This is a genomic window from Rhodopseudomonas palustris (assembly GCF_013415845.1).
Taxonomy (GTDB): Bacteria; Pseudomonadota; Alphaproteobacteria; order Rhizobiales; family Xanthobacteraceae; genus Rhodopseudomonas; species Rhodopseudomonas palustris_F.
The window spans coordinates 3375140-3400039 of record NZ_CP058907.1 but is presented as its reverse complement, the minus strand read 5'-3'; the positions used below and the strand labels follow the sequence as shown (position 1 = coordinate 3400039).

Below are 24900 nucleotides of genomic sequence, written 5' to 3'. Positions count from 1 at the left end.
GGCTCAGCTCGCCGGAGCCACCGGCTCGACCGCTGCCGGTTCGGTTTGCGGCTTGGCGTCGCCGCCTTTGTAGATCCGGGTGTAGCGGCGGCCGAGGCTGGTCAGCACCTCGTAGCCGATCGTGCCGAAGTGATGCCCGAGTTCGTCGACGGTGATGCCGTCGCCGATCAGGGTGGCCATCATGCCGCGGCGCGCGGCGTTGGCGGGCAGGTCGGTGATGTCGACCGCGAGCAGGTCCATCGAGATCCGGCCGGCGATCGGGCAGCGCTGACCGGCGATGATCACGTCGGCGCCGCGGGTGCCGTCGCTCGATCCGGCCGCGCGGAAGTAACCGTCCGCATAGCCGGCCGACACCACTGCGATCTTGCTCGGACGCCGTGCGCTCCAGGTCGCGCCGTAGCCGACGGTGTCGCCGCGCTCGACGCTGCGGACCTGGACGATACGAGCCTTCAGGTCGACCACCGGCTGCATCGGATTGTCGGCTTCCGGCGTGGGGTTGATGCCGTACAGCGCCGCGCCGGGGCGGACCAGATCGAACGCGAACTGCGGCCCGAGGAAGATGCCAGACGAAGCCGACAGCGACGCCGACACGCCGGTGAACTGACCGGCGATCTCGCGAAATGCCGCGGCCTGCTTGGCGTTGAGCTGATGGTTGACGAGATCGGCGCAGGCGAGGTGGCTGATCACCAGCGTGATGCCGTGGTCACCGGCGACGATGCGCGGCACGATGCCTTGCGCCTCGACGATGGTCAGCCCGAGCCGGCTCATGCCGGTGTCGATGTGAAGCGCCGCGCCGCCACGCCAACCGGTGCGGCGGCAGAACACGTCCCATTCGGCGAGTTCGTACAGATCACCGATCACCGGCTGGCAATTCAGCTTGGCGAATTCGTCGCCTGAGTTCGGGAAGAACCCGTCGAGCACGTAGAGCGTCGCGTTGGGCGCGGCTTCGCGCACGACGCGTGCTTCGCTCAGCGTGGCGACGAAGAAGGTCTTGCAGCCGGCCGCGAGCAGCGCCTTGGTGACGGGGCCGGCGCCGCAGCCATAGGCGTCGCCCTTGACCACACCGGCGCATTCGGAGGGGATGGCGGTCTTTTCGAGCTTGCGCCAGTTCGCGACCAGCGCGTCGAGATCGATGGTGAGAATGCCGGACGCGGCCGCGTTGGCCGCGGCGAACTCAGCAGCTTTGCCCGCCTCCGGCGTCAACAACTCGGCGACGGTGGCGTTCGGATCGGGAAGGATATGCATAGCGCACCTTATGCGTTGCCTGCGGGCCGTTCAACGGCAGCCGGCGCGGCTCAGATCCGCTCCGGCGTCAAATCCGTTCTGGCAGATGGCTGTCGTCGGTGAGATCGCTGAAGCGGGTGTACTGACCTTCGAACTGCAGATCGACGGTGCCGGTCGGACCGTGACGCTGCTTGGCGATGATCACTTCGGCCTTGCCGTGGACCAGCTCCATGTCGGTCGCCCACTTCTCGTGCTCGGGCGTGCCGGGCCGCGGCTCCTTGTTCTGCAGATAGTATTCCTCGCGGAACACGAAGATCACGACGTCGGCGTCCTGCTCGATCGAACCGGATTCACGCAAGTCGGAGAGCTGCGGGCGCTTGTCGTCGCGGGATTCGACCTGACGCGACAACTGCGACAGCGCGATGACGGGGACGTTCAATTCCTTGGCCAGCGCCTTCAGGCTGGTGGTGATCTCGGTGACTTCCTGGACGCGGTTGTCGCCCTTCTTGCTGGAGCCCTGCAGCAGCTGGATGTAGTCGACCACGATCATGTCGAGGCCCTTCTGCCGCTTCAGGCGGCGGGCGCGGGCGGTGAGCTGGGCGATCGACAGACCACCGGTTTCGTCGACGAACAGCGGCAGCGACTGCAATTCGATCGAGACGTCGCGAAGCTTGTCGAAGTCGGCTTCCGAGATGCCGCCGCGGCGGATCTTGCTCGAGGCGATCTCGGCCTGCTCGGCGAGAATACGGGTGGCGAGCTGTTCGGCCGACATTTCGCAACTGAAGAAGCCGACGATGCCGCCGTTGACGGTCTTGGTCGAACCATCCGGCTGCACTTCGCCGCGATAAGCCTTGGCGACGTTGTAGGCGATGTTGGTGGCGAGCGCGGTCTTGCCCATGCCGGGGCGGCCGGCGAGCACGATCAAGTCGGAGTGCTGCAGCCCGCCCATCCGGGTGTCGAGGTCGCGTAGCCCGGTGGAGATGCCCGACAGTTTTCCGTCGCGCTGGAACGCCTTCGCCGCCATGTCGACCGCGGTGGTCAGCGCCTGGGAGAATTTCTGGAAGCCGCCGTCGTAGCGGCCGGATTCTGCCAGTTCGTAAAGCCGGCGCTCGGCGTCTTCGATCTGGTTCTTCGGCGCGAAGTCGACTGGCGCGTCGAAGGCGACGTTGACCATGTCGGTGCCGATGCCGATCAGATCGCGGCGCAGCGACAGCTCGTAGATGGTCCGCCCGTAATCCTGGGCGTTGATGATGGTGGTGGCTTCGGCAGCGAGGCGCGCCAGGTATTGCGCGACCGTCAGACCGCCGAGATCGAGATCCGCGGCCAGGAACGTCTTCAGCGTGACCGGAGTGGCGACCTTGCCGGCGCGGATGATGCTGGCAGCGGTTTCGAAGATGGTCTGGTGGATCGGCTCGAAAAAGTGCTTCGGCTCGAGGAAGTCAGACACCCGGTAGAACGCATCATTGTTGACCAGGATCGCGCCCAGCAGGGCCTGTTCGGCCTCGATGTTGTGCGGCGCGGTCCGGAAGGCCGGCGCGCCGGGTTCCGGAGCGAGCTTTAGAACGTTCGAATCAGATGCGGCCATAGCTCTCGATAATCGGGTCGAATTTGTCGGATGCGGGGCGCGACTAAAGCGCCGATTTCCTTGGGAGCGAAAGCCGCAATCGCGCGTTATGCACCAGCGCGACAAGGATGTGGATGACCGCCGGAGCCGCCATCACCCGTGCTTGACGCGTTCCGGCACGACCTCGGGCGGCATTGAACCTTCAGCGGCGGTCGGACGACAGTTCAAAATGGACGGTCGAGACAGATCGATCCGCTCCAGTCGGGGATTCGTAAGAATTTTCGGCGAGGATATCGGCAGACGTGATCACTGAGGTTCCCGCCTGGCGGGATGCACTCGAACAAGGTGACGCGGTACAGGGCAAGAGCGTCGAGGACTTCGCTGCGGCTCGCGAGGTGCCTCGGATGATGGACAGAGCAGATGGCGCAGCAGTATTGCCACGACCACTCCGATCGCGATTGGCTGACCTCGCTGATCGATTCCTTCGAGCGCGCCGCGGCGGAAGAGGCCGAGCATCGGCCGTGCGACCGCGAACTGCTGTGCGCCGCCGAGGCTCATCTGGCACGCCCGCTGCCGCCGGCGGCGGACCACGAGGCCCCCATCCTTCTCGTCAGCTGAGAATATTGCACTCCACCGGGGTCATTCGCCGGCGAGTTGCAGCCGCGGCGTGCGGCTCTTTTCCATCCCGCGCAGCCGTTTCTCCTCCGCCGCAATATAGTCGCGCGTGATCGGCACCACCCCTTGGCGCCGGGTGAGCTGGATCTGGAACACCATCGTGTTCTGCTTCCGGAACGACATCTCCGACGCGGCCAGATAGAACTCCCACATCCTGACGAACCGCGCGTCGTATAGCCGCTCGGCTTCTTCCCGATGCGCCAGGAACCGCTCGCGCCACGCTTTCAGCGTCTCGGCGTAGTGCAACCGCAGGATCTCGATGTCGCAAACCAGAAGCCCGGCGCGTTCGATGGCGGGCAGCACCTCGGAGAGCGCAGGCAGGTAGCCGCCCGGGAAGATGTATTTGGCGATCCAAGGATTGGTGAAGCCGGGACCCTCGGAGCGCCCGATCGAATGCAGCAGCATCACGCCGTCGCCCTTGAGCAATTCGGCACAGCGGCGGAAGTAGGTGTCGTAGTGATCGACGCCGACATGCTCGAACATGCCGATAGAGACGATGCGGTCGAACGGCCCGGGGACGTCGCGATAGTCTTGCAGCAGGAAGCGGGCTCGATCGGCAAGGCCCCGCTCGGCGGCGCGTGCGTTGGCCGCCCGAAGCTGCTCCCGCGACAGCGTTACCCCGGTGACATCTGCACCCCGGTGACATCTGCGCCGCAGGTCTCAGCCAGATACAGCCCCAAGCCGCCCCAGCCTGAACCGATGTCGAGCACGCGTTGTCCTGGCGTGGTCAACAGCTTCGCTGCGACATGGCGCTTCTTGGCGAGCTGGGCGTCGTCGAGACTGGCGTCGGGCGTCTCAAAATACGCGCAGCTGTATTGCTTGTCGGAATCCAGAAACAGCGCGTAGAGCCGGCCGTCCAGATCGTAGTGGTGAGCGACGTTGTTGCGCGACCGGCTGCGCGGATTGAACTGGTGCAGGGTCCGGATCCAATAGCGCACCAGGCCGTGAAGTTTGGCCCAGCGCGGAGTCCAGTCAGGCTGGCCCATGGCGACCGCAAGCAGGTCGGCGATCGAGCCTTGCTGCATCACTAGTCCGCCGTCCATGTAGATCTCGCCGAGCGCGAGCTCGGGATCGAGCAGCAGGCGACGCTGGGCGAGGGGCGAGGTCAGTCGAGCATGGACTGGTTCGCCGGTCCCGTCGCCGCAGGTGAAGGTGGTGCCGCCTGCGGTTGTGAAAATGATGGTGCCGCGTTGGATGAAGCGGCCGAGCAGTAGACGAAATACTCCGTCCATCGACTTGCCCCAAAACCGGACGCCGACAGCGAAGCAGCGCCTCGACTGCATCAACGGCGACCGTGCGGCTTTGTTCTTATCGCTGTCACCCAGGCACGGCCGAAGCGTTCACAGGTAACATCCGCGTCATGACAAAGAGGCTGATCAGCTGCCTCATTTCATGCACGGTGATGTTCCATCTCTCCGCTTCCAATCATCTCACAATTCGCTAAAAGGTCACCGCCGCTGCTGCGGCGATTTTTTGCATCGGAGGGCTAAATGGTAAGCCGATTGCTCAGTTCGGTAGCGGTACTGCTCGCGCTTGGGATCACCGTCGCGCAGCCCGCCCGGGCCCAGAATTTAGAGGCGGGCAAGAGCTCGGCACAGATCTTCGCGAGCACCTGCTCGGTCTGCCATAAGAGCCCCCGCGGTCTGCTCCGCACCGTGCCGCCGAATGCGGTCGGGGCGTTTCTGAGACAGCACTACACCACCAGCGGCGAAATGGCCTCGGCTCTCAGCGCCTATCTGGTGTCGAACGGCGCCACTGACGCTCGCAGCCGCCAGGATGCGCCTTCCGAACCCAAGCAGCGCCGCCAGCGCCGCGGCGCTCCCGAAGCGGTTGCTCCGGACGAGGCTGCGCCGGCACCCCAGGCGGAAGAGCCCAAGGTTCAACGCGGTCGCAAGTCCAAGCGCCGCGCCGCGCCAGTCGAGGCTGAGCCGCCGGCCGAGGCCGCAGCCCCGGCTCCGGGCGTCGAAGCACAACCGACTGCCGCGCCTGAGCCGGAAGCCAAGCCGACCAAGAAGCGCCGCGACAAGAAGCGGCTGCGCGAGAAGCCGGCTCAGCCCGAAGCGGCCAAGCCGGAAGCTGCCAAGCCTGAAGCTGCCAAGCCTGAAGCGCCCGCGGCTGAGCCGAATAAGGGCGAGGCTGGCGCCGCTCCGAAGCAGGGCGCAGGCAAGCCCGCCGCGGCTCCGGCCGCCGAAACTCCGGCTCACACCGATCCGGTGCCGGCTGTGACGCCGGCGCCGAAGGCTGCTGAGCCTGAGCCGGCCAAGCCGGCGGCTCCCTCCGAAACCAAGGCGCCCGAATCCGCCGCGCCGGCCGCCGCGACGCCGAAGCCGGCTGCTCCGCCGCCGTCACCGGCTGGTCCGCCGGCCCGACGGTCGGACACGCCGTCTGCTCCGTCGACCGAGGTGGTGCCGCAGCCGGCTCAGCCGCCGTCTGGTACGGCCGATGTGCCCGCTTCGAAATAAGCCCTGAAGGCTGCTGACATTGAAAGGGCCGCGCGATGCGCGGCCCTTTTTCATGGGACGATGCGGCGGCAATTTGGGATGCGGCCGACACCGCCAGACGGCAGCAAAAAGCCCGGCCTGATCACTCAGGCCGGGCTTCGTCGATGGTCTGCTGCGCGAGCGGCTTACTCTTCGGTCGGCTGCTCTTCGCCGAACTGCGCGTCCGGATCGAAGAACTCGCCGGCGGCGGCCAGCGCCTCGGCGGCGGCGTCTTCGTCTTCGCGGCGGGTCGAGATGTCTTCACCGCGGTTGATGCGCTCGGCTTCCTCGGCGCTGCGCGCCACGGTCACCGAAACTGCGACTTCGACTTCCGGATGCACCGCGACCTGGATGCTGTGCTTGCCGATGGTCTTGATCGGCGCGTCGAGCAGCACCTGGCTGCGATCGATCTTGACGCCCTGGCCGTCGAAGCTGGCGATGATGTCGCGCACCGACACCGAACCGAACAGCTGGCCGCCTTCCGACGCCTGGCGGATCACCACCACGTTCTGACCGTCGATCTTCTCGGCGACCTTGGTGGCTTCGGCCTTCGCGGCGATGTTACGCGCCTCGAGATCGGCCTTCATGTGCTCGTACTTCTCGCGATTGGCGGCGGTGGCGCGCAGCGCCTTGCCACGCGGCAGCAGGAAGTTGCGCGCGAAACCGTCCTTGACGCGGACCAGCTCGCCCATCTGACCGAGCTTGGCGACACGTTCCAGCAGAATGACTTCCATGATGATCTCCTCGTGTGTTTGCGAAAGATGTTGAACTAGTGAGTGGGGGGAGGCGGCATTGAGCGGCGCTCGAAGTAGCGCTGCCGTAGATTGAGAAAGGCGTCGCCGAGGCCGAGTGCGATCAGGCCGACGGCGGGCCACAGGAAGATCAGCATCAACGCGTAGGTCGAGCTGAGCAGAAACAGTCGGCTGCGCGACGCCATCGTCAGCGTGTGCAGCGTCGCCGCGCCGGTGAGGCCGTAGGCGACGAACAGCGCGGCGCTGGCGGTCTTGCCGAACATCGAGGTCAAGCCGCCGACGAAGCTGAGCGCGAGCGCCAGCGACAACACCGCCAGCGTCATCGGCGGCAGCGTCACGGTCCGCAGATCCGGCCAGGGCCGGCTCAGCCGATTGGAGGTGGAGGTGATCTTCGCGGCCAGCCAAAGATTGAGCGTCAGCGTCAGCATCGCCACGGTGGCAGCTGCGGGCGGTGCGATGGCCACCAGCGCATCGACCAGGGCGGCGTCGCTGCCGGGTGTGCTGCGCGGGCCGAGCGCGCGCTGCAGGCCATTGCGCAGGCTGTCATTGATGGTGGCGCCGTCGGTGCCGAGCGTGAATAGCGCGGCCATGGTGGTGGCCGCAGCGAATGCTGCCATCCACGCGATCAGGCGGCCGACCGGATACCATTCCAGCGCAGGCGTCTCGCCTTGCGCGGCTTCCGCCGGCCGCGCCAGCAGGGCGAGGTGACCGAGCCAGCATGCCGGTACCGCAATGGTGACGACGAAGGCGATGGCGTAGGGGAAGCTGACCAGCGCGGCGAGCCCGAGGGCTGCGATCAGGCCGCCGATCGCGGCGGCGAGCACGCCCCAGCCGAGCGCGGCAACCATCAGCGGCAGCGGCGCCAGATAGAACAGCAGCAAGGAGATCAGCGCGCCCGAAATGATCGAGACGAACATCAGCGCCGAAGCACAGCCGGCGGCGAGCGCGATCAGAATGTTGATCATCATCAGCTGTCCCGCTCCCTTCGAGCGGTTAGAGGCGTTTCGCCCCAACCATCGGCGACCGGACGACCCGGAAGCCTTATGAGAGAAGTAAAGAGAGCCCCGCGGCGCGGACGCCGCGGGGCTACTTCGATTAGCGGATCACGTAGGGCAGCAGACCGAGGAAACGGGCGCGCTTGATGGCGCGCGCGAGCTCGCGCTGCTTCTTGGCGGACACGGCGGTGATGCGGCTCGGCACGATCTTGCCGCGCTCCGAGACGTAACGCATCAGCAGCTTGGAGTCCTTGTAATCGATCTTCGGCGCATTCGCTCCCGTGAACGGGCAGGTCTTGCGGCGGCGGAAGAACGGACGGCGTGCACCTGCTTCAGCCATAGTGCTTACTCCTCGACTGCTGCTGCGGGGGCGTCGGCGTCTTCACGCGGACGGCGCGGACCACGATCGCCACGGAAACCGTCGCGGTCGCCACGGCCTTCGCGATCACCGCGGAAGCCACCTTCGCGGGGGCCACGGTCGTCGCGTTCGCGATCCCGATCGGCCTTGCGCATCATCGCCGAGGGGCCTTCCTCGTGTTCGTCGACGCGCACCGTCAGATAACGGATGACGTCTTCGTTGATCCGCTCCTGGCGCTCGATCTCCGAGACCACCGCGGCGGGGCCGTCGATGTTCAGCAGCACGAAATGCGCCTTGCGGTTCTTGTTCATGCGGTAGGTCAGGGAGCGCAGGCCCCACGACTCGGTCTTGGTGACCTTGCCGCCGAGACCTTCGATCACGCCGGTGATCTGGGTGGTGAGCTCTTCAACCTGCTGGGCGCTGGCATCCTGGCGCGCCAAAAAGACATGCTCATAAAGAGGCATGGTTGTCCTTTCTCGTGTTAGCGCAGAACCGGCGGCAAGCCCTTCGAACCCTTCGGAAAGGACTCGACTGCTCAGAAGGCGGAAGCACGGGACGACGAGCCGACTGGCCCTGCCGCATCAAAATCGCCAAGGGAGATAAGGCCCAGGGGAGATCATGGTGAGACCGTCCGTTCAGCTCCCGGCCGGGATCTGCGGATGCGCCGTTATACGGATTTCGGCCGCCTTGGCAAGGGACGGAAGCTGCAGTTTCGACCACAGGCCGGCCGGTTCGGGGGCCCGCACTCTCGAGGCCGGAGTTACGTTGGCGGTATCGGGGGCGGGGTGTTGGGGCACCATGCCGTTGCGGCCGGCCGCCACGAACCGGCCCTTTCCCTGCCGTTTGGCCTCATACATCGCAATATCGGCGGCCCGCAGCAGGTCATCCACGGTCGAGCCATCCGTCGGGAAGGTTGCCGCGCCGATGCTGACGCCGATGTCGAGCCGGCCGTGGCCTGCCAGTTCGAACGGCTCGGCAATCGCGGCGATGATTCGCTGCGCAACCGGAGCCGCATCGTCCGTTCGTGTTCCGGGCAGGAGCACCACGAATTCGTCGCCGCCGACACGGAACACCTGATCCTGCTCGCGGACGCTGCTGCGCAGCCGCTCGGCGACCGAAACGAGCACGGCATCGCCGGCGGCATGACCGAACCGGTCGTTGGCGCTCTTGAAGCCGTCGAGGTCCAGACAGAACACGGTGAGAGGTGCGGCGGCGGACGCATCCGCGCCGCGCAGCAACCGTTCGAACCGCTGCCGCTTCATCACCCGGTTGGGGAGCCCGGTGAGAGAATCGTAGTTGGCCAGCCGGCGATTCTTCCGCTCGGAGAGAAACAGGTTGAGCAGCACCTCGTAATTCTCGAGCAGCACGAGAGCCATGCCGAAGCCCCAGATCGGAACGAGCAGTCCGACAATGTACATATAGGGGAGCGGCGACAGCACCATCGCCACGCTGTAGGGCGTGCCGAGCAGATAGATCAGTGTGATGCCGTACCGTGGCGTGCCCGAGTTGCGCGAGGAGATCCCGCCCGCAAGGCCGGAGATAAAGATGCCGGCCATCAAAATCAGCAGCCATTCCCCGGAGATGGCGCAAAGCCCGCAACCGATTCCGTAGCAGGTCGCCCAGGACATGCCGAGATACAGCGGCAGGACCGCATTGCCGGGGCGGCCGGCAGCTTCATCGCGCTGCAATGCGGCAAGTGCCGCGTAGCGTGCTGCGCCGAACCCAAGCTCGACGGCGAGCCAGACGATCGCCCAGATTGCATCGGTGGTGGCCGCGACGACCGCCGCCATCAGCGTCGTCGAAAAGATGGCCAAGACCAGCGTTCGCTTCCTGGTCTGCGTATGCAGCAGCAACTTGCGAACGATCGAGGCCGGCTGCGGCTGCGGTCCGCTGATCAGCCAAGTGACGGCTGGACTGGATGGGCCGATTGCGCGCAAAAAGCCCGCATTTCTCGAAAGGAAGTATCGTTCGCTGATCAATCGCATGAGGAATAATCATCCGCTGTGCTGGTGATAGCGGTAGCCGGGAAAGCGTTGATGGGTTCCTTAAAAGTCGTACGCACCTTCCTGTACGGTAAATGCATTTCACAAACGCCGCCGGCCCGACCCGGCGAGCCGTTGCCGGAAGGATGACAATAAGCCTGTGAGTCACGGGGCTGTTCGAAAGGATGTTAGACAGCAGTCAACTTGACACGACGGGGCCGGGCGGTGTCTTACGGCCCCGACTTCAGAGACAGGTTCAGGAATCCAGATGACCGCAGCATTCACCTTTCCGGGGCAGGGGTCCCAGGCCGTGGGTATGGGCAAGGCGCTCGCCGAAGCCTTTCCGGCGGCGCGGGCGGTGTTCGACGAAGTCGACGCTGCGCTCGGCGAAAAGCTGACATCGATCATCTGGGAAGGCCCGGCTGAAACGCTGCAGCTCACCGAGAATGCGCAGCCGGCGCTGATGGCGGTGTCGCTGGCGACGATGCGCGTGCTGGAGACCGAAGCCGGTGTGTCGGTCGGCAAAGATGCCGCCTTCGTGGCCGGTCATTCGCTCGGCGAATATTCCGCGTTGGCCGCTGCGGGCAGCCTGAGCGTGAGCGACACGGCGAGGCTGCTGCGGATCCGTGGTCAGGCGATGCAGAAGGCGGTGCCGGTCGGCGTCGGGGCGATGGCCGCGCTGCTCGGGCTCGATTACGACACCGCGGTCGCGGTGGCGGCCGAAGCCGCGCAGGGCCAGGTCTGCCAGGCCGCCAATGATAATGGCGGCGGTCAGGTCGTCGTCTCCGGTCATAAGGACGCGGTGGAGCGCGCGGTCGAGATCGCCAAGGGCAAGGGTGCCAAGCGCGCGATGCTGCTGCCGGTGTCCGCTCCCTTCCATTGTTCGCTGATGCAGCCGGCGGCCGAAGCAATGGCCGAGGCGCTTGCGGGCGTGACCATCAAGGCGCCGGCCGCGCCGTTGGTCGCCAACGTCCTGGCGTCGCCGATCACCGATCCGGATGAAATCCGCCGCCGTCTGGTCGAGCAGGTCACCGGGACCGTGCGCTGGCGCGAGTCGGTCGCCTTCATGGCGTCGCAGGGCGTGAATCAGTTTCTGGAGATCGGCGCCGGCAAGGTGCTGAGCGGCCTGGTGAAGCGCATCGCTGATGGCGCGATTGGTATTTCCGTAGGTGGCCCCAACGACATCGCGTCGGCGAAAGACGCGCTGGCGGCCGGACGCTCGGCTTAAGCCGGCACAAGGAGGCGAGATGTTCGATCTGACAGGCAGAACCGCGCTGGTCACCGGCGCAACCGGCGGCATCGGCGGCGCGATCGCCCAGGCGCTGCACGGCCAGGGCGCCACCGTGGCGATCTCCGGCACGCGGCGCGAGGCGCTCGACGCGCTGGCCGCCAAGCTCGGCGAACGCGTGCACGTGCTGCCTTGCAATCTGTCGGACGCGGCGGACGTCGAGGCGCTGGTGCCGGCTGCGGCCGAAGCCATGGGCGGGCTCGACATCCTGGTATGTAACGCAGGTATCACCCGCGACAATCTGTTCGTGCAATTGCGCGACGAGGATTGGGACGAGGTGATCAAGGTCAACCTCACGGCGACCTTCCGGCTGACGCGCGCTGCCACCAAGCTGATGATGCGCAAGAAGTTCGGCCGCATCATTGCGATCACTTCGGTGGTGGGCGTCACCGGCAATCCGGGGCAGGGCAACTACACGGCCTCGAAGGCCGGCTTGATCGGCATGATCAAGACGCTCGGCGCCGAATACGCCAAGCGCAACGTCACGGCGAACTGCATTGCGCCGGGCTTCATCGCGACGCCGATGACCGACGTTCTCAATGACAAGCAGCGCGAGGCGATTCTCGGCAAGGTGCCGGCCGGCCGGCTCGGCACGCCGGACGACATTGCGGCTGCGGCGGTTTATCTCAGTTCGAACGAGGCCGCCTACGTCACCGGTCAGACCATTCACGTCAACGGCGGGATGGCGATGATCTGACAGCAATCTGCGAGCTTGTGGCGGCGCACGCGGTCCCCCGCAGTCGCCGCGGGCTTGTGGTCAATGCATCGGAAGTATGATAACCGAACCACTGGCGGACAAGCAAAGAAGGCCATTGCAGGATGTCCAAACCCTGTATATTGGCGATGGGGAGCTTGCCGCCCGGGTGGTCGGCTTCGACCCGGGGACGGGGGCAAAATCAACACACTTCGCGATGCGACGGGAACTTAGCGAGTTGACGCACCACGATGGCTCGTATCGTCTGTCGGTCGGGTCGAAACGGAACAATCACGGGGTTAAATAGATGAGTGAGATTGGCGAGCGGGTTAAGAAGATCGTGGTCGAACACCTTGGTGTCGAACCCGAGAAAGTGGTCGATAGCGCCAGCTTCATCGACGATCTCGGCGCCGACAGCCTCGACACCGTCGAACTCGTGATGGCGTTCGAAGAAGAGTTCGGCTGCGAAATTCCGGACGACGCCGCCGAGACGATTCTCACCGTCGGCGACGCCACCAAGTTTCTTGAAAAGAACGCAAAGAGCTAACGCTCCGCGCGGTGTGAAGGAAGCCGGACGGACCGCACAAAAGCGGTCCACCGGCTTCTTGTTTTGCACCGCGCATTCTACGCCGGAGTGCTGGAGATGAGACGGGTTGTCGTCACGGGCCTTGGCATGGTGTCGCCGCTGGGCTGCGGCGTCGAACCGACCTGGAGCCGAGTGCTCGCCGGCGAAAGCGGCGCACGCAAGATCGATACGTTCGACGTGTCGGATCTCGCCAGCCAGATCGCCTGCGTCATTCCGCGCGGCGACGGCACCAACGGCACTTTCAATCCTGATCAATGGATGGAGCCGAAAGACCAGCGCAAGGTCGATGACTTCATCGTCTATGCGATGGCGGCGGCGCGTCAGGCGCTCGACGATGCCGGCTGGCATCCCTCCACGGAAGAAGAGCGCTGCGCCTCGGGCGTGCTGATAGGCTCCGGCATCGGCGGCCTGCAGGGCATCGCCGAGACTGCGCTGCTGCTCGAGCAACGCGGCCCGCGCCGGATCTCTCCGTTCTTTATTCCCGGCCGCCTGATCAATCTTGCGTCCGGCTATGTCTCGATCGAATTCGGTCTCAAGGGCCCCAACCATTCGGTCGTCACGGCTTGCTCGACCGGCGCCCATGCGATCGGTGATGCCTCGCGGTTGATCGCGCTCGGCGATGCCGACGTGATGGTCGCGGGCGGTACCGAATCTCCGATCAGCCGTCTGGCGATGGCCGGTTTTGCCGCCGCGCGGGCGCTGTCGACCGGTTTCAACGATGCGCCGACCAAGGCTTCGCGGCCCTACGACAAGGATCGCGACGGCTTCGTGATGGGCGAGGGCGCCGGCGTCGTCGTGCTTGAAGAGTACGAACACGCCAAGGCGCGTGGCGCGCGGATCTATGCCGAAGTGATCGGCTACGGTCTGTCGGGCGACGCTTATCACATCACGGCGCCGAGCTCTGATGGTGACGGCGCATTCCGCTGCATGAGCGCCGCGATCAAGCGCGGCGGCATCGCAGTGTCGGACATCGACTACATCAACGCACACGGCACCTCGACGCCGCTCGGTGACGAGATCGAGCTCGGTGCGGCACAGCGCCTGCTCGGCAATGCGGCCTCGCGCGTCTCGATGTCGTCGACCAAGTCGTCGATCGGCCATCTGCTTGGGGCGGCCGGTGCTGTGGAAGCGATCTTCTGCGTGCTCGCGATTCGCGACAACGTTGCGCCGCCGACGATCAATCTCGACACCCCCTCGGTCGAGACGGCGATCGATCTGGTTCCGTGGAAGCCGCGGGCCCGCGAGATCAACGTTGCATTGTCGAACTCGTTCGGGTTCGGTGGCACGAACGCGTCGCTGGTGTTGCAGCGCGTGCCGAACTAAACGCGCGACTCGTCATCCACCGTTTCGCCGCAATCGCTGCTCAACCCTACGCGGTCCGTCAGTTTCGGAGTATGATCGGTTGCAGCCCTCATCCGCCTGGATAGAGTCCAGACCGGACATTGCATCGAAGTCGTGATCACGAATGTCGCCGGTGCATATTGCGCCGGCCCCCATGCGAGCCGACAGGATTCAGGTTGCACCGATGAGTGAAAGGCCGCCGATTTCGCCGAGAAGCCCGCGTGCGGCGCTCGAGCCGGAGCAGCTTCCGCCGCCGCCGAAGCGGTCCGACCACGCCCGCAATCCGCTGGTCATCATCGGCAATGCGATCATCACTTTCATTGTGGTTGTGATGATCGGGGCCGGCGGCTTGTACGTGTACGGCAAGAACAAGCTCGAAGCGCCGGGACCGCTCGCGCAGGACAAGACGGTCAATATTCCGCAGCGTGCTGGCCTCGACGACATCGCGCAGATCCTGAAGCGCGAAGGCGTGATCGAAGACGGTTGGCTGGTGTTCGCAGGCGGCGTGATGGCATTGCGCGCCCGCACCGAGCTCAAGCCGGGCGAGTATCTGTTTCAGAAGAATGCCAGCCTGCGCGACGTGATCGGAACCATCGTCGAAGGCAAGGTGGTGCAGCACGCGGTGACGATTCCCGAAGGACTGACTTCGGAACAGATCGTCGAGCGCCTGTCCGATAATCCGATCTTCACCGGAAGCATCCGCGAAATTCCGCGCGAAGGAACGTTGCTGCCGGAGACCTACAAGTTTCCGCGCGGGACGCCGCGCGAGCAGGTGATCCACCGCTTGCAGCAGGCGCAGAAGCGGGTGCTCAGCGAGATCTGGGAGCGTCGCAGTCCCGACCTGCCGATCAAGACTCCGGAGCAACTGGTGACGTTGGCTTCGCTGGTTGAGAAGGAGACCGGCAAGCCGGACGAGCGCACGCGCGTCGCCGCGGTGTTCGTCAATCGGCTGCAGAAGAAGATGCGGCTGCAGTCCGATCCGACGATCATCTACGGTCTCGTCGGCGGCAAGGGTACGCTCGGCCGTCCGATCAAGCGAAGCGAGATCACGCAGCCGTCCCCTTACAACACCTATGTGATCGACGGATTGCCGCCCGGGCCGATCGCCAATCCGGGGCGCGCATCGCTGGAGGCTGCGGCCAATCCGGCGCGCACCCGCGATCTGTACTTCGTCGCCGATGGCAGCGGTGGTCACGCCTTCAGCGACAATTACGAGGTGCACCAGAAGAACGTCGGCAAGCTGCGGGCGCAGGAAAAGCAGCTCCAGAACGACACCGTCGAGCCGCCGGAGGAAACGCCGCCGACCGCGGCCGCTCCGGCTGCCGAGCCCGCCGGCGATCCTGCGGCAGCCGCGCCGGCCGGGGCGCCGAAGGCCGCCGGCAAGAACGGTGCGCAGAAGCGCCGCGCTCGCAATGCCACGCCGAACGGTGCGACCGAGTAAGTTGCACGCGGCCGGCAGTTCACATCGCGGCGGGGTTTGCGTTAAGTTCCGCCCGCCGATCGTGGCGATTCTTAACCTCGAAATCCGGAGACAGTGACGCGATGTCGTTATCGAGCATGACCGGATTTGCACGCAGCCACGGTGCCAGCGGCCCCTACGTGTTCGAGTGGGAATTGAAGTCGGTGAACGCCAAAGGCTTCGATTTCCGGATGCGGCTGCCGCCCGGATGGGACGATATCGAACCGCCGGTCCGCAAGCGCGCCGCGGAGATGCTGTCCCGCGGCACCATCTACGCCAATCTCACCGTCAAGCGCGCCAACGCGGTCTCGGCCATCCAGATCAATCAGGATGTGCTGGCCTCGGTGTTGAAGGTTGCCAGTGAGATCGCCGGCAAGGTCGACGCGGTCGCGCCGAGCATCGATGGGCTGCTCGGCATCAAGGGCGTCATCGAAGTGGTCGAACCGGAGGCCGACGAGGCCGAGGAGAAGGCCGCACGCACCGCCGTCGAGTCTGCATTCGGTGAAGCGCTGAAGAGCCTCATCGAGATGCGCAAGCGCGAGGGAGCGAGCCTCGCCGCGGTGCTGGCTCAACGTCTGGATGAGCTGGAAGCGCTTGCCAAGCAGGCCGAGGCTGCGCCGGGCCGCAAGCCCGATGCGATCAAGGCCCGCCTTGCCGAACAGATCGCGGCGCTGCTCGATACGTCCGACCGCTTCGACCCCGACCGGCTGCATCAGGAAGCCATCATGATGGCGACCAAGGCCGATATTCGGGAGGAGCTCGATCGCATCGCTTCGCACATTGCGCAGAGCCGCGAGATGCTCGCCAAGGGTGGCGCCGTCGGGCGCCGGCTCGATTTCCTCGCGCAGGAATTCAACCGCGAGGTCAACACCTGCTGCTCCAAGTCGATCGATCTGGAGCTGACCAATGCCGGACTGGCGATGAAGAACGTCGTCGAGCAGTTCCGCGAGCAGGTTCAGAATCTGGAGTAATCATGAGCGACGGAGCGGCGGGCAGCTACAGCGGTGTCGAGCGGCGCGGGCTGATGTTCGTGCTGTCGTCGCCCTCCGGCGCCGGCAAGACGACGCTGTCGCGGATGCTGGTCGAACAGATGCCAGGGCTGCAGATGTCGGTGTCTGCAACGACACGGCCCATGCGGCCTGGCGAGGTCGACGGCCGCGACTATTACTTCGTCGATCGGCCGAAATTCGACGAGATGGTCGGAGCCGGGGAATTCCTCGAATGGGCCAACGTGTTCGACAATCGCTATGGCACGCCGCGTGCCCCGGTCGAAGCCGCGCTCGCAGCCGGCCGCGATGTGTTGTTTGACATCGACTGGCAGGGCACACAGCAGCTCCGCAGTCGCGCTGGAAGCGACGTCGTCAGCGTCTTCATCCTGCCGCCGTCCGTGCAGGCGCTGGAGCATCGGCTGCATACCCGCGCGCAGGATTCCCACGAGGTGATCCGCGGTCGGATGAAGAAAGCCGGCGACGAGATGAGCCACTTCGACGCCTACGATTACATCGTGGTCAACGACAATATCGGCGTTGCCTTCGAGTCCGTGCGTTCGATCCTGCGCGCCGAGCAGCTCAAGCGCGAGCGTCAGGTCGGATTGGACGCCTTCGTCCGCGGGATGCGCCAGCAGCTCGAAGGCTGACGCCTACGCCGCCGAGCGCTTCTGCGCCAGCGCCAGCAATTGTTCGATTTCGTCCGCTGCCGGCGGAGCAGTCTCGTGGGCCCGGCCATCGGTCGTGTCAGGTGTACGCTGCGGCTTGGCGGCACTTACCTCCGCGGCACGGAAATCTGCACCACCCGGCCGAACGCGGTCGTTGGCGACGTGGCGTTCGCGGGCGGCCTTGATCCAGGCAGGCGGCTCGATGTCTTGATCCGAGGCCGAGGGGACAGCCGGCGGCGCGGCAGGCTTGCGGAACGTCGCATCGAGATCGATCGGGCTCGACCTGAAGTCATTGGCATAGATATCGGTTGTGTCCCTTTCGGTTCGACCCGCCCAAAGGTCGGGACGCCCGCCCGGCTCACGTCGCACGATCGGTTCGCTGCGGCCGAATTTCATGAGCGCGGCTGCGATACCGCCGGCGACCGCGAGGGCCGCGAGCAGGGCGCCGATCAGCGTCGCAAGTGTGCCCGCGCTCATCGACCCCTCGGTGATGGAGGCCGGCGCCGACTTGGTCGCCTTTGCGGCCTTGCGCAGCTTGTCGGTGACATCGGTATTGGCCTGGACGTTGCCGGCCGATGAGTCCGACCAGCGGTCGTTCATCGAGGTGGGAGTAACTGTGTTCGACTGCTCGGCGGCGGGGGCAGGCGCTGCCGCCGCCTGTGTCGCCTCGCCGGGCGCTGTGAGCACGGGGGCGGGGAAGGGAGAATTGATCGCCGCGGGAGCGGCAGATTGCGGCTGCTGAGGTGCTGCAAATTCGGCGCGGGCATCGGCAACGGAAGAGCGCAACGGAGCGGCAGTCGACGGCGCCGGCGAAGTCGGCTGCGTCGCACTCGATGCTGCAGCGGTCTTGGCTTTGGGAGATGGTGCTGGACGATTTGTTGCCGGGGCCGGGACGCCCTCGGCCGTATCGGTCGCCTCTGGTGGGGGCGCTTCGGTGGTACTTGCTGCTGCCGGCGCGGCGTCCGCCTTGCGCAAGTACCAGCACTTGCGCTTGTTGGCGTGGTCAGCGCGGTAGAACCAATGACTGCCAACCGGGGTGGGTGCGTTCGGCGCCGACAAACAGGTGTCCGCCCGCGCCGAGGACAGGGGACTTGCTGTGATCGCAACGCTCGCGATCGCGCCGGCGCTCACGGCCAACAGCAGTTTCGCGGATCGGTTGTGCATGGCATTCCCCATTCTGACGCGGGACAACGGAACTTCTGTTCGTCCGTTTTTTCCGCGACAAATGGGGTCGCAATATGCCGACAATCCGGTGAGGGTGAGACAATTCGGGGCCTGGCATTGCGGCTTTTGGGAACCGCAATGCCAGGATTAGGCGACGATTAGTTCGCCAGCATGATGCGGCCAACCACCTTGCCGGCGCGCAGCTGATCGATCCACTTTTGCGCATCCTGCATCGGCTCTTCCTTCATCGGAGTCGGCTTGACCTTGCCGGCACGCGCGAGCGCGAGCAGTTCCTTGGTCTCTTCGAGCGTGCCGACCATGAAGCCTTCGACGGTCATGCGCTTGTAGATCCATTGCACCATCGGCAGGCTGAACTGGCCGCCCATCAGACCCGACACCACGATCTTGCCACCACGCGCAACCGTGCTGACGGCGAAGTTCATCGACTTGTCGTTGCCGGCGAAATCCACCACGCCATCGAAGCCGCCATCGGTCTCCTTGAAGATGCGCTTGGCAACGTCGGGCTCCGATGGGTCGTAAGCGACGGCCGCGCCGTTCTTCAGCGCCGCTTCGCGCGCCGCGGGGCTGAGATCGGCCACCGCGATCGGCTGCTTGAACATCGCCTGAGCAAGCGAGAGACCCATCATGCCGACGCCGCCCAGACCGATCAGCAGCAGATTGCGTTGACGAGGCCGGTCCACCAGACGCTTCAAGGCGCCATAGGCGGTGATACCAGAGCACATCAACGTCGCAGCGACGTTGGTCGGCAGCGGATCGTAGTCGAGCAGATACTTGGCATCCGGTACCAGTACGTGGGTCGCGAAGCCGCCGTCGATCGAGACGCCGAGGAAGCGGTTCTTGGCGCACAGGTTCTCGTCGCCCGCGAGGCAGTCACGGCATTTGCCGCAGCCGATCCAAGGAAACACCGCTTTCTTGGTCCCGATCAGATCCTGCGGCGCGTCGGGACCGACTTCGGCGACGACGCCGGCGATCTCATGACCCAGGGTGAACGGCAGCGTCATGCCGCGCGTGGTATCGAGCTTCTTGCCGCCGCCGAGATCGGCGTAGCCGTCCTGAATGTGCAGGTCGGAGTGGCACAGGCCGCAGCGCTCGATCTTCACCAGCACTTCGCGCCCCTGCGGCTTCGGCGCATCGATGATGGTCTCACACAGCGGGGCGTCGAATTTCACCAGAGACTGGCGACGCATTTGCGTCATGTCGGGTTTCTCCCTTTCAGGCTTGTGTTCTTATCGCGCGACTATTGGCCAATTCGTTCGCCATGGCAACAAAACCGGACACCGGCACGGTCTCGGCACGCCGCGCCGGATCGATCCCGGCGGCGGCTGTGAGCTGTGCCGGATCGACGCCAAGCGATTTGAGGCTCTGACGCAGCATCTTTCGGCGTTGGCCGAACGCGGCGGCTGCAACCTGTTCGAGCGCGGCTCGATCGCACGGCTCCGGTTGCGCGCGGGGCACCAGGCGCACCACTGAGGAGGTCACCTTCGGTGGTGGCACAAAGGCGGACGGCGAAATATCGAACAGCATCTGCGTCTCGGCGCGCCAATTCGCCAGCACTGCGAGCCGGCCATAAGCGTCGTCGTCATGATGCGCGACGATGCGCTGGGCCACCTCGCGCTGAAACATCAGCACCATCATCTCGTACCACGGCGGCCACGGCTCGGCGCACAGCCAGCCGATCAGCAGCGGGGTGGCGATGTTGTACGGTAGGTTGGCGACGATCCGGGCGCGGTCGCCATTCAGCAGCGGGCGCGGATCGAATTCCATCGCGTCACCGCTGATGATTTCGAGGCGGCCGGGATAGTGTGCAGCGATTTCCTCCAGCGCGCCGAGCGCTCGTTCGTCTCGCTCGATCGCGATCACGCGTTTAGCACCGGTCGCCAGCAGCGCGCGGGTGAGGCCGCCTGGACCGGGGCCGATCTCGACCACCGTGACGCCCGCGAGTGGCCCGGCTGCTCGCGCGATGCGCGCCGTCAGATTGAGATCGAGCAGGAAGTTCTGGCCGAGCGATTTCCGTGCGGCGAGATCATGTCGCCGGATGACCTCGCGCAGCGGCGGCAAATCGTCGATCGCGCTCATGCGGTTTTGGCCGATGCCATCTGTGCGGCCAGCTTCAAGGCCGCGACCAGACTCGACGGGTTGGCTTGTCCACTGCCGGCGATATCGAACGCTGTGCCGTGATCGGGCGAGGTCCGGATGAAGAGGAGACCGAGCGTGACGTTGACGCCCTCATCGAAGGCGATGGTCTTGATCGGGATCAGCGCCTGATCGTGATACATGCAGATCGCGCAGTCATAGGTCTTTCGTGCTGCCGCATGGAACATTGTATCTGCCGGCAACGGTCCGCGCGCGTCGATCCCTTCACGGCGCAGAATCGCCACCGCGGGTGCAACCACGGCCCGATCCTCTAGGCCAAGCGCGCCGTCTTCGCCGGCGTGGGGGTTGAGCCCTGCCAGCGCCAAACGAGGCTGCGCAATGCCCAGTCGCTCGCGGAGGTCTTTGACGACGATCCGCGCGGTGGACACGATCAAATCAGTGGTGAGTTGGGTGATCGCGTCGCGCAGCGAGACATGAATCGTCACCGGTACGACCGCGAGGGCAGGGCACCACAGCATCATCACCGGCTGCGGCACGATGCCGTCTCGCTTGGCGAGTTCGGCCAGAAACTCGGTGTGTCCGGGATGGTGGAAGCCTGCCTGGTACAGCACGCTCTTGGCGATTGGGTTAGTCACGACAGCGGCTGCGCGACCGCTCCGGACATCGGCCACAGCGTGCTCGATCGACGCGATTGCGGCCGGCGCACTGGTGGCGTCCGGTTGGCCCGGCGTCGCGGTTGCGATCTGTCCTGTGGAGACAACCGGAAGGGTTGTCGCAAACGCTGCTGCGGCGTCTTCGGCTTTGACCTCTGCCAGTGGAACGTCGAGGCCAAGCAGTTTGGCACGACGGGACAGACAGCCGGCGTCACCAAGAAGGTAGAATGGCGGTAGTCCGTGTTGCTCGCGCTGCAGCCACGCTGCCAGGGCGATATCGGGACCGATCCCTGCAGGCTCGCCGAGTGTCAGCGCCAGTGGTTTTGCCATTCCGGTCATGATCGACTCCGAGGCGCGGACCGCCGGCACCTGTGCCGCGATGAAGCTCGCTGCGACGTCTCAGCGATACTCGATCATCGCGGCTTTACGCACTTCCTGCAGATACTCTTTCGACTTTGCCTGGAATTTCTCGCCGAACAGCTTCTCGCGAATTTCGCGTTTGCGCGGCGTATCGGCGGTCGACTGCTTCCGCTCGCACAGCGCGACCATCTCGATGCCCTGTTTGGTGACTTCGGGCGGGGTGAGGTGGCCCACCGGCGTCTTGTCGAGGATCTCGCGGAGCGCCGGCGGCAGGTCAGCGGAGGTCTTGATCACGATGCCGCGGATCGCCGCATTGGGCATTGCCTTGAACACGCGATCGGCCTCGGCACAGCTCGAGATGCGGCCGCGAAGCTGCTCCGCTTCCTTGCGCCGGGCATCGAGCGATTCCGAAACCGAGCCGCGCGACACGATCATCACCACCGGCCGGAGTTGATATTCGAAGCTCTCGACGGCCTTTGTGTCGTCGCCGCCCTTGAGCTGCGCCTGAACTTCGCGCTCGCTGACCTGCAAGCTGTCCTTGAATCGGCCGCGCACCAGGCTCGCCCAGACCATCTCGGCCCTGATCCGCGACTTCAACGTGTCCGGCCGAATGCCTTGAGCGGCCAGCATATTCGTCATTTGCGCGGTGCTCATCCGCATCCGCGACGCCATCGTGGAGAAGGAGGAGTCGATGTCGGAATCGCTGGGATTGACGCCGTACTTCTTGGCTTCCTTGATCTTGACCTTCTCGTCGATCAGATCCTCGAGCACCTGCTGCCGGCTGTCCGCCTTGTGCGACATCCGGTTCAGCTTCGAGCGCTGATCGATGTCGAAATTGGTGATCGGTTCGCCATTGACCATCACCACCACCGACTGAGCCTGGCCCTGCGTCGTTCCAAGACTCAGCGCCGCCGCCGCACAGCACAGCGCCAAGCCAATGATGCGAAGGGAAAGCTTGCTCGTCATGGGTCGCGTTTACCTCACAGCCGATCGGGTTCTGGATGGTGGCGAGCCGGAAAACGGTTCAGGCCCGCGCGGCGCGCGCTATTGGCCGAACATGCCGCTCGATGCGCCAGACACACTCTGCTGCATCGTGAACATGCCGATGGTGCGGAGTCCGATCTGCACCATGACCGAGTGGTTGAGCGTCGGCGTCGTTCCATAGTTGGCGTAGGAATATCCGGTGACGTAGTTCAGCGCCAACACGAAGCAGTCGTCCACATAACCGGCGCCGACGATGTATTGGTTGATCTTGTTGGCCTCAAGATCCCAACGGGCACCGCCCGAGACCACCCAATTGGATGCGATTTTGAGCGTTCCGGTTCCAAGAATGCCCTGACGGCGTGTCAGGAAGCCGAGATCGGGCTGGGCCCCGTAGTTGCCGTAGATCATGCTCACCGACCAGCGATTGAAGCTGGCGCTGGCCTCGGCTTCGAACCGCTCGACGTTGAACGTCGCTTCGTTGAAGCGGGCGCGGGTCGTGAACTTATAGGTCGAGTTCGGCGAGTACGACACCCGGCCGACATAGTCGGATTTCGGCTTGGCCAGACCGGAGTCGAGACCGGTGTTGGTGGCGTCCGCCACCGCAAACGAGTTCAAGCCGAACAGTTGGTAGGACTGGCCGAACAGCACGTTGACCGAGCCGCCCTGATCGAACTGCGTGGTTGCCTGGACGCCGACATTGGCGCGGCCGCCGCCTTCGACGCGGTCGTAGCCGGAGAACTTGTCGACGCTGAACAGATTGCTGGCGTCGAACACCATGGTCTGCGCGTCTTCGTTCGGCAGCTTGCCGGCGTAGGACTCGTTCGGGCGGATGATCACCTGCGCGATCGGCTCGATCGTGGTGGTGCCCCAGGGCTGAACGTTGATGAACGGATAGCGATATTCCAGGCCGACGGTCGGCATCAGCCGCATCGCCTGAGTGTCGCCCGGCAGCAGATAGTTCGACACGCCCGGCTGGTTCGAAATCGAAGCGTCGATCGCGTCGGCGCGCAGCGATGCGAACGGGGTCCAGATCTGGCCGTAGGGGTCGGTGAACGAACGCCGCCAGTCGGCCTGCGCGGTCAACCGGGTGTAGGTGCCGGGAACGCCGCGCAGCAGGCAGCTCGACGGAAGCCGCGCCAGCGGATCGGCCGACGTGTTGAGGCAAAGCCCCGTGGTGTTGGCGATGGTCGTGACCGGATCGAACTGCGCGGTCTGCCGGCTCAGACTGGTCAGATTGGTCTTGTAGCTGAACTCGCCACCGAAAATGTTCTGGTCGAGCGTCTTCGAATAGTCGAGCACCGGGTGCACGACCGGAATCTGGCCCTGAATATCCGCAGCGGCCCAACCGAGATAGTGGATCGCGCGAATGTCGAAATACGAGCGGTTGCCGACGCCGGTCAGATAGATCTGCGACGTTGCCTCGGTCGATTGATTGAGGAACGTGCCCCAGCTGTCGCGATACTGCGCCAGCCGATAGTCCAGGAAGAACGCGCGATCGGACATCAGCACGCCTTCCCAGCCCCACACCCACTTGTCGTTGAGTGCGAACTGGCCCTTGGTGTCGACTGCACCGCGGAGGTCGCGGTTGCCGGGGGTGTTCGTTCCGAAGGCGGCTGGATCGGACTGGTTGATGCCGTAGGCGCGGACCTCGTAGGCACCGTCCAGCAGCCGCTGCCGGAACTCGCCTTGCATCAACACGCCTTGCTTGGTGGTGATGCGCGGGGTGATCGTGACGTCGTAGTCGGGCGCGAGCGCCCAATAGAACGGGATCTCGAAGCCCGAGCCGAACGTCGTGTTGCTCGTGTAGGCCGGCATCAGGAAGCCGGTCTTGCGCGCCACCGTCGGATCCGGGGTCGACAGATACGGCATGTACGCGAGCGGGACGCCGAAGAACTCGATCCGAGCATCTTCGAAGTACAGCATCTTGTCGGTCTGGTCGTGGATGATCCGCGCACCCTTGACCTGCCACAGCGGCGGCTTTTTCGGATCGTCCTTGCAGGGCGCGCACGCGGTGTACACGCCGTTCTGGAACACGTTGTAATTGCCGCCGGTGCGGTCCGCGCGCGACGCCGCGATGCGGGTGTCCTGCGCCGTATCGACCCGCAGCGAGTCGACGAAGCCGTCGCGGTAGTCGTCCGACAGATCAAGGAAATTGGCGTAGGTGATCTTGCCGTCCGCATCGGTCATGCGGACGTTGCCCTCGGCGCGCAGCCGCTTGGTGTCCTGGTCGTAGACCAGCCGATCAGCCTCGACGGTGGTGCCGTTGTAATACATCTGCACGTTGCCGACCGCGGCGACGCGCTTGTTGTTGTAGTCGTAATTGACCTCGCTGGCCTGAACCAGCATCTGGCCATTGTTGGCAGCCGGCGGCGGAGGCGGCTTCGGCCGGGCGGGGCGCGGATTGTAGGTGTACCCCTGAGCGGAGGCGGAATCGATCGCGACCGCCTGCATCCCGCCCGCAAGTGCGAGCACGGCAAACGGCGTCAGCAATACGGCCGTCACCACACGTTCCCGGCGCACCTTGGTGCGCCGACGCTTGGTCGACAGCTTTCCATGGAGGGCGGCCATCGCA

Annotated in this window: 23 protein-coding genes and 1 pseudogene; 10 read left to right on the top strand and 14 right to left on the bottom strand. The window is 65.0% G+C overall.

The genetic code is table 11. From position 1 onward, the window contains the following. Positions 1–3: 3 nt before the first annotated feature. Positions 4–1245 carry an alanine racemase gene (gene alr / locus HZF03_RS15515; RefSeq protein WP_119018198.1) on the bottom strand — a complete coding sequence of 414 codons (1242 nt, stop codon included), beginning with the start codon at positions 1243–1245 and terminating at the stop codon, positions 4–6. Positions 1246–1312: 67 nt separating this feature from the next. Then, positions 1313–2809, bottom strand: a complete 1497-nt coding sequence (locus tag HZF03_RS15510; RefSeq protein ID WP_011158629.1) for a replicative DNA helicase — start codon at positions 2807–2809, stop codon at positions 1313–1315. Positions 2810–3208: 399 nt separating this feature from the next. Here HZF03_RS15510 and HZF03_RS15505 point away from each other — a divergent pair, with 399 nt between their 5' ends. Then, positions 3209–3406 carry a hypothetical protein gene (locus HZF03_RS15505; RefSeq protein ID WP_011158628.1) on the top strand — a complete coding sequence of 66 codons (198 nt, stop codon included), beginning with the start codon at positions 3209–3211 and terminating at the stop codon, positions 3404–3406. 21 nt (positions 3407–3427) lie between these two features. Here HZF03_RS15505 and HZF03_RS15500 read toward each other — a convergent pair. Continuing rightward, a pseudogene (locus tag HZF03_RS15500) lies at positions 3428–4695 on the bottom strand (class I SAM-dependent methyltransferase). 258 nt (positions 4696–4953) lie between these two features. Here HZF03_RS15500 and HZF03_RS24560 point away from each other — a divergent pair. Beyond that, the gene (locus HZF03_RS24560) at positions 4954–5925 is read left to right on the top strand and encodes a hypothetical protein (RefSeq protein WP_119018199.1); all 972 of its coding nucleotides are present in this window, start codon (positions 4954–4956) and stop codon (positions 5923–5925) included. A gap of 164 nt (positions 5926–6089) precedes the next feature. Here the strand turns inward: HZF03_RS24560 and rplI are convergent, their stop codons facing one another. The 5 genes from rplI to HZF03_RS15470 form a co-directional block, all read right to left on the bottom strand. Then, positions 6090–6677 carry a 50S ribosomal protein L9 gene (gene rplI, locus HZF03_RS15490; protein WP_011158625.1) on the bottom strand — a complete coding sequence of 196 codons (588 nt, stop codon included), beginning with the start codon at positions 6675–6677 and terminating at the stop codon, positions 6090–6092. Between the two features lie 35 nt (positions 6678–6712). Beyond that, positions 6713–7663 carry a hypothetical protein gene (locus HZF03_RS15485; protein ID WP_119018200.1) on the bottom strand — a complete coding sequence of 317 codons (951 nt, stop codon included), beginning with the start codon at positions 7661–7663 and terminating at the stop codon, positions 6713–6715. 127 nt (positions 7664–7790) lie between these two features. Continuing rightward, on the bottom strand, positions 7791–8030 hold the full coding sequence (gene rpsR, locus HZF03_RS15480; RefSeq protein ID WP_011158623.1) for a 30S ribosomal protein S18: 240 nt from the start codon (positions 8028–8030) through the stop codon (positions 7791–7793). 5 nt (positions 8031–8035) lie between these two features. Continuing rightward, positions 8036–8512: a 30S ribosomal protein S6 gene (rpsF, locus tag HZF03_RS15475; protein WP_011158622.1), complete on the bottom strand. Its 477-nt coding sequence runs from the start codon at positions 8510–8512 to the stop codon at positions 8036–8038. A 171-nt stretch (positions 8513–8683) separates the two neighbouring features. Beyond that, entirely contained in the window at positions 8684–9838 is a 1155-nt protein-coding gene (locus HZF03_RS15470) for a GGDEF domain-containing protein (protein WP_234832217.1), read from the bottom strand. Between HZF03_RS15470 and HZF03_RS24495 the strand changes: the two genes are divergently transcribed. The 8 genes from HZF03_RS24495 (at position 9816) to gmk (ending at position 17034) form a co-directional block, all read left to right on the top strand. Next, positions 9816–10061 carry a hypothetical protein gene (locus HZF03_RS24495; protein WP_234832218.1) on the top strand — a complete coding sequence of 82 codons (246 nt, stop codon included), beginning with the start codon at positions 9816–9818 and terminating at the stop codon, positions 10059–10061. The genes HZF03_RS15470 and HZF03_RS24495 overlap by 23 nt on opposite strands. 237 nt (positions 10062–10298) lie before the next feature. Continuing rightward, a complete protein-coding gene (fabD, locus tag HZF03_RS15465) occupies positions 10299–11258 on the top strand; it encodes an ACP S-malonyltransferase (RefSeq protein WP_012496527.1) in 960 nt (319 codons plus the stop codon). 19 nt (positions 11259–11277) lie between these two features. Further along, on the top strand, positions 11278–12015 hold the full coding sequence (fabG, locus tag HZF03_RS15460; protein ID WP_012496526.1) for a 3-oxoacyl-[acyl-carrier-protein] reductase: 738 nt from the start codon (positions 11278–11280) through the stop codon (positions 12013–12015). Between the two features lie 304 nt (positions 12016–12319). Next, the gene (locus tag HZF03_RS15455; RefSeq protein WP_002716125.1) at positions 12320–12559 is read left to right on the top strand and encodes an acyl carrier protein; all 240 of its coding nucleotides are present in this window, start codon (positions 12320–12322) and stop codon (positions 12557–12559) included. 96 nt (positions 12560–12655) lie between these two features. Beyond that, on the top strand, positions 12656–13921 hold the full coding sequence (gene fabF, locus HZF03_RS15450; protein ID WP_012496525.1) for a beta-ketoacyl-ACP synthase II: 1266 nt from the start codon (positions 12656–12658) through the stop codon (positions 13919–13921). A gap of 202 nt (positions 13922–14123) precedes the next feature. Further along, complete coding sequence (gene mltG, locus HZF03_RS15445) at positions 14124–15380, top strand: endolytic transglycosylase MltG (RefSeq protein WP_011158617.1); 1257 nt, start codon at positions 14124–14126, stop codon at positions 15378–15380. Positions 15381–15481: 101 nt separating this feature from the next. Further along, on the top strand, positions 15482–16369 hold the full coding sequence (locus HZF03_RS15440; protein WP_119018202.1) for a YicC/YloC family endoribonuclease: 888 nt from the start codon (positions 15482–15484) through the stop codon (positions 16367–16369). 2 nt (positions 16370–16371) lie between these two features. Beyond that, positions 16372–17034 carry a guanylate kinase gene (gene gmk, locus HZF03_RS15435; protein WP_012496522.1) on the top strand — a complete coding sequence of 221 codons (663 nt, stop codon included), beginning with the start codon at positions 16372–16374 and terminating at the stop codon, positions 17032–17034. 3 nt (positions 17035–17037) lie between these two features. Here the strand turns inward: gmk and HZF03_RS15430 are convergent, their stop codons facing one another. The 6 genes from HZF03_RS15430 to HZF03_RS15405 all read right to left on the bottom strand — a co-directional run bounded on the left by HZF03_RS15430 (position 17038) and on the right by HZF03_RS15405 (position 24896). Next, positions 17038–18183 (bottom strand): hypothetical protein, encoded by a 1146-nt coding sequence (locus tag HZF03_RS15430; RefSeq protein ID WP_234832219.1) that lies wholly within the window; start codon positions 18181–18183, stop codon positions 17038–17040. Between the two features lie 191 nt (positions 18184–18374). Continuing rightward, a complete protein-coding gene (locus HZF03_RS15425) occupies positions 18375–19433 on the bottom strand; it encodes an alcohol dehydrogenase (RefSeq protein ID WP_011158613.1) in 1059 nt (352 codons plus the stop codon). A gap of 16 nt (positions 19434–19449) precedes the next feature. Beyond that, a complete protein-coding gene (rsmA, locus tag HZF03_RS15420; protein ID WP_119018203.1) occupies positions 19450–20313 on the bottom strand; it encodes a 16S rRNA (adenine(1518)-N(6)/adenine(1519)-N(6))-dimethyltransferase RsmA in 864 nt (287 codons plus the stop codon). After that, on the bottom strand, positions 20310–21323 hold the full coding sequence (pdxA, locus tag HZF03_RS15415; RefSeq protein ID WP_119018238.1) for a 4-hydroxythreonine-4-phosphate dehydrogenase PdxA: 1014 nt from the start codon (positions 21321–21323) through the stop codon (positions 20310–20312). Before pdxA ends, rsmA begins: the two co-directional genes overlap by 4 nt. Before the next feature lie 60 nt (positions 21324–21383). After that, positions 21384–22310 (bottom strand): peptidylprolyl isomerase, encoded by a 927-nt coding sequence (locus tag HZF03_RS15410; protein WP_011158610.1) that lies wholly within the window; start codon positions 22308–22310, stop codon positions 21384–21386. A gap of 78 nt (positions 22311–22388) precedes the next feature. Further along, entirely contained in the window at positions 22389–24896 is a 2508-nt protein-coding gene (locus HZF03_RS15405; protein WP_165858115.1) for an LPS-assembly protein LptD, read from the bottom strand. Positions 24897–24900 lie beyond the last annotated feature (4 nt).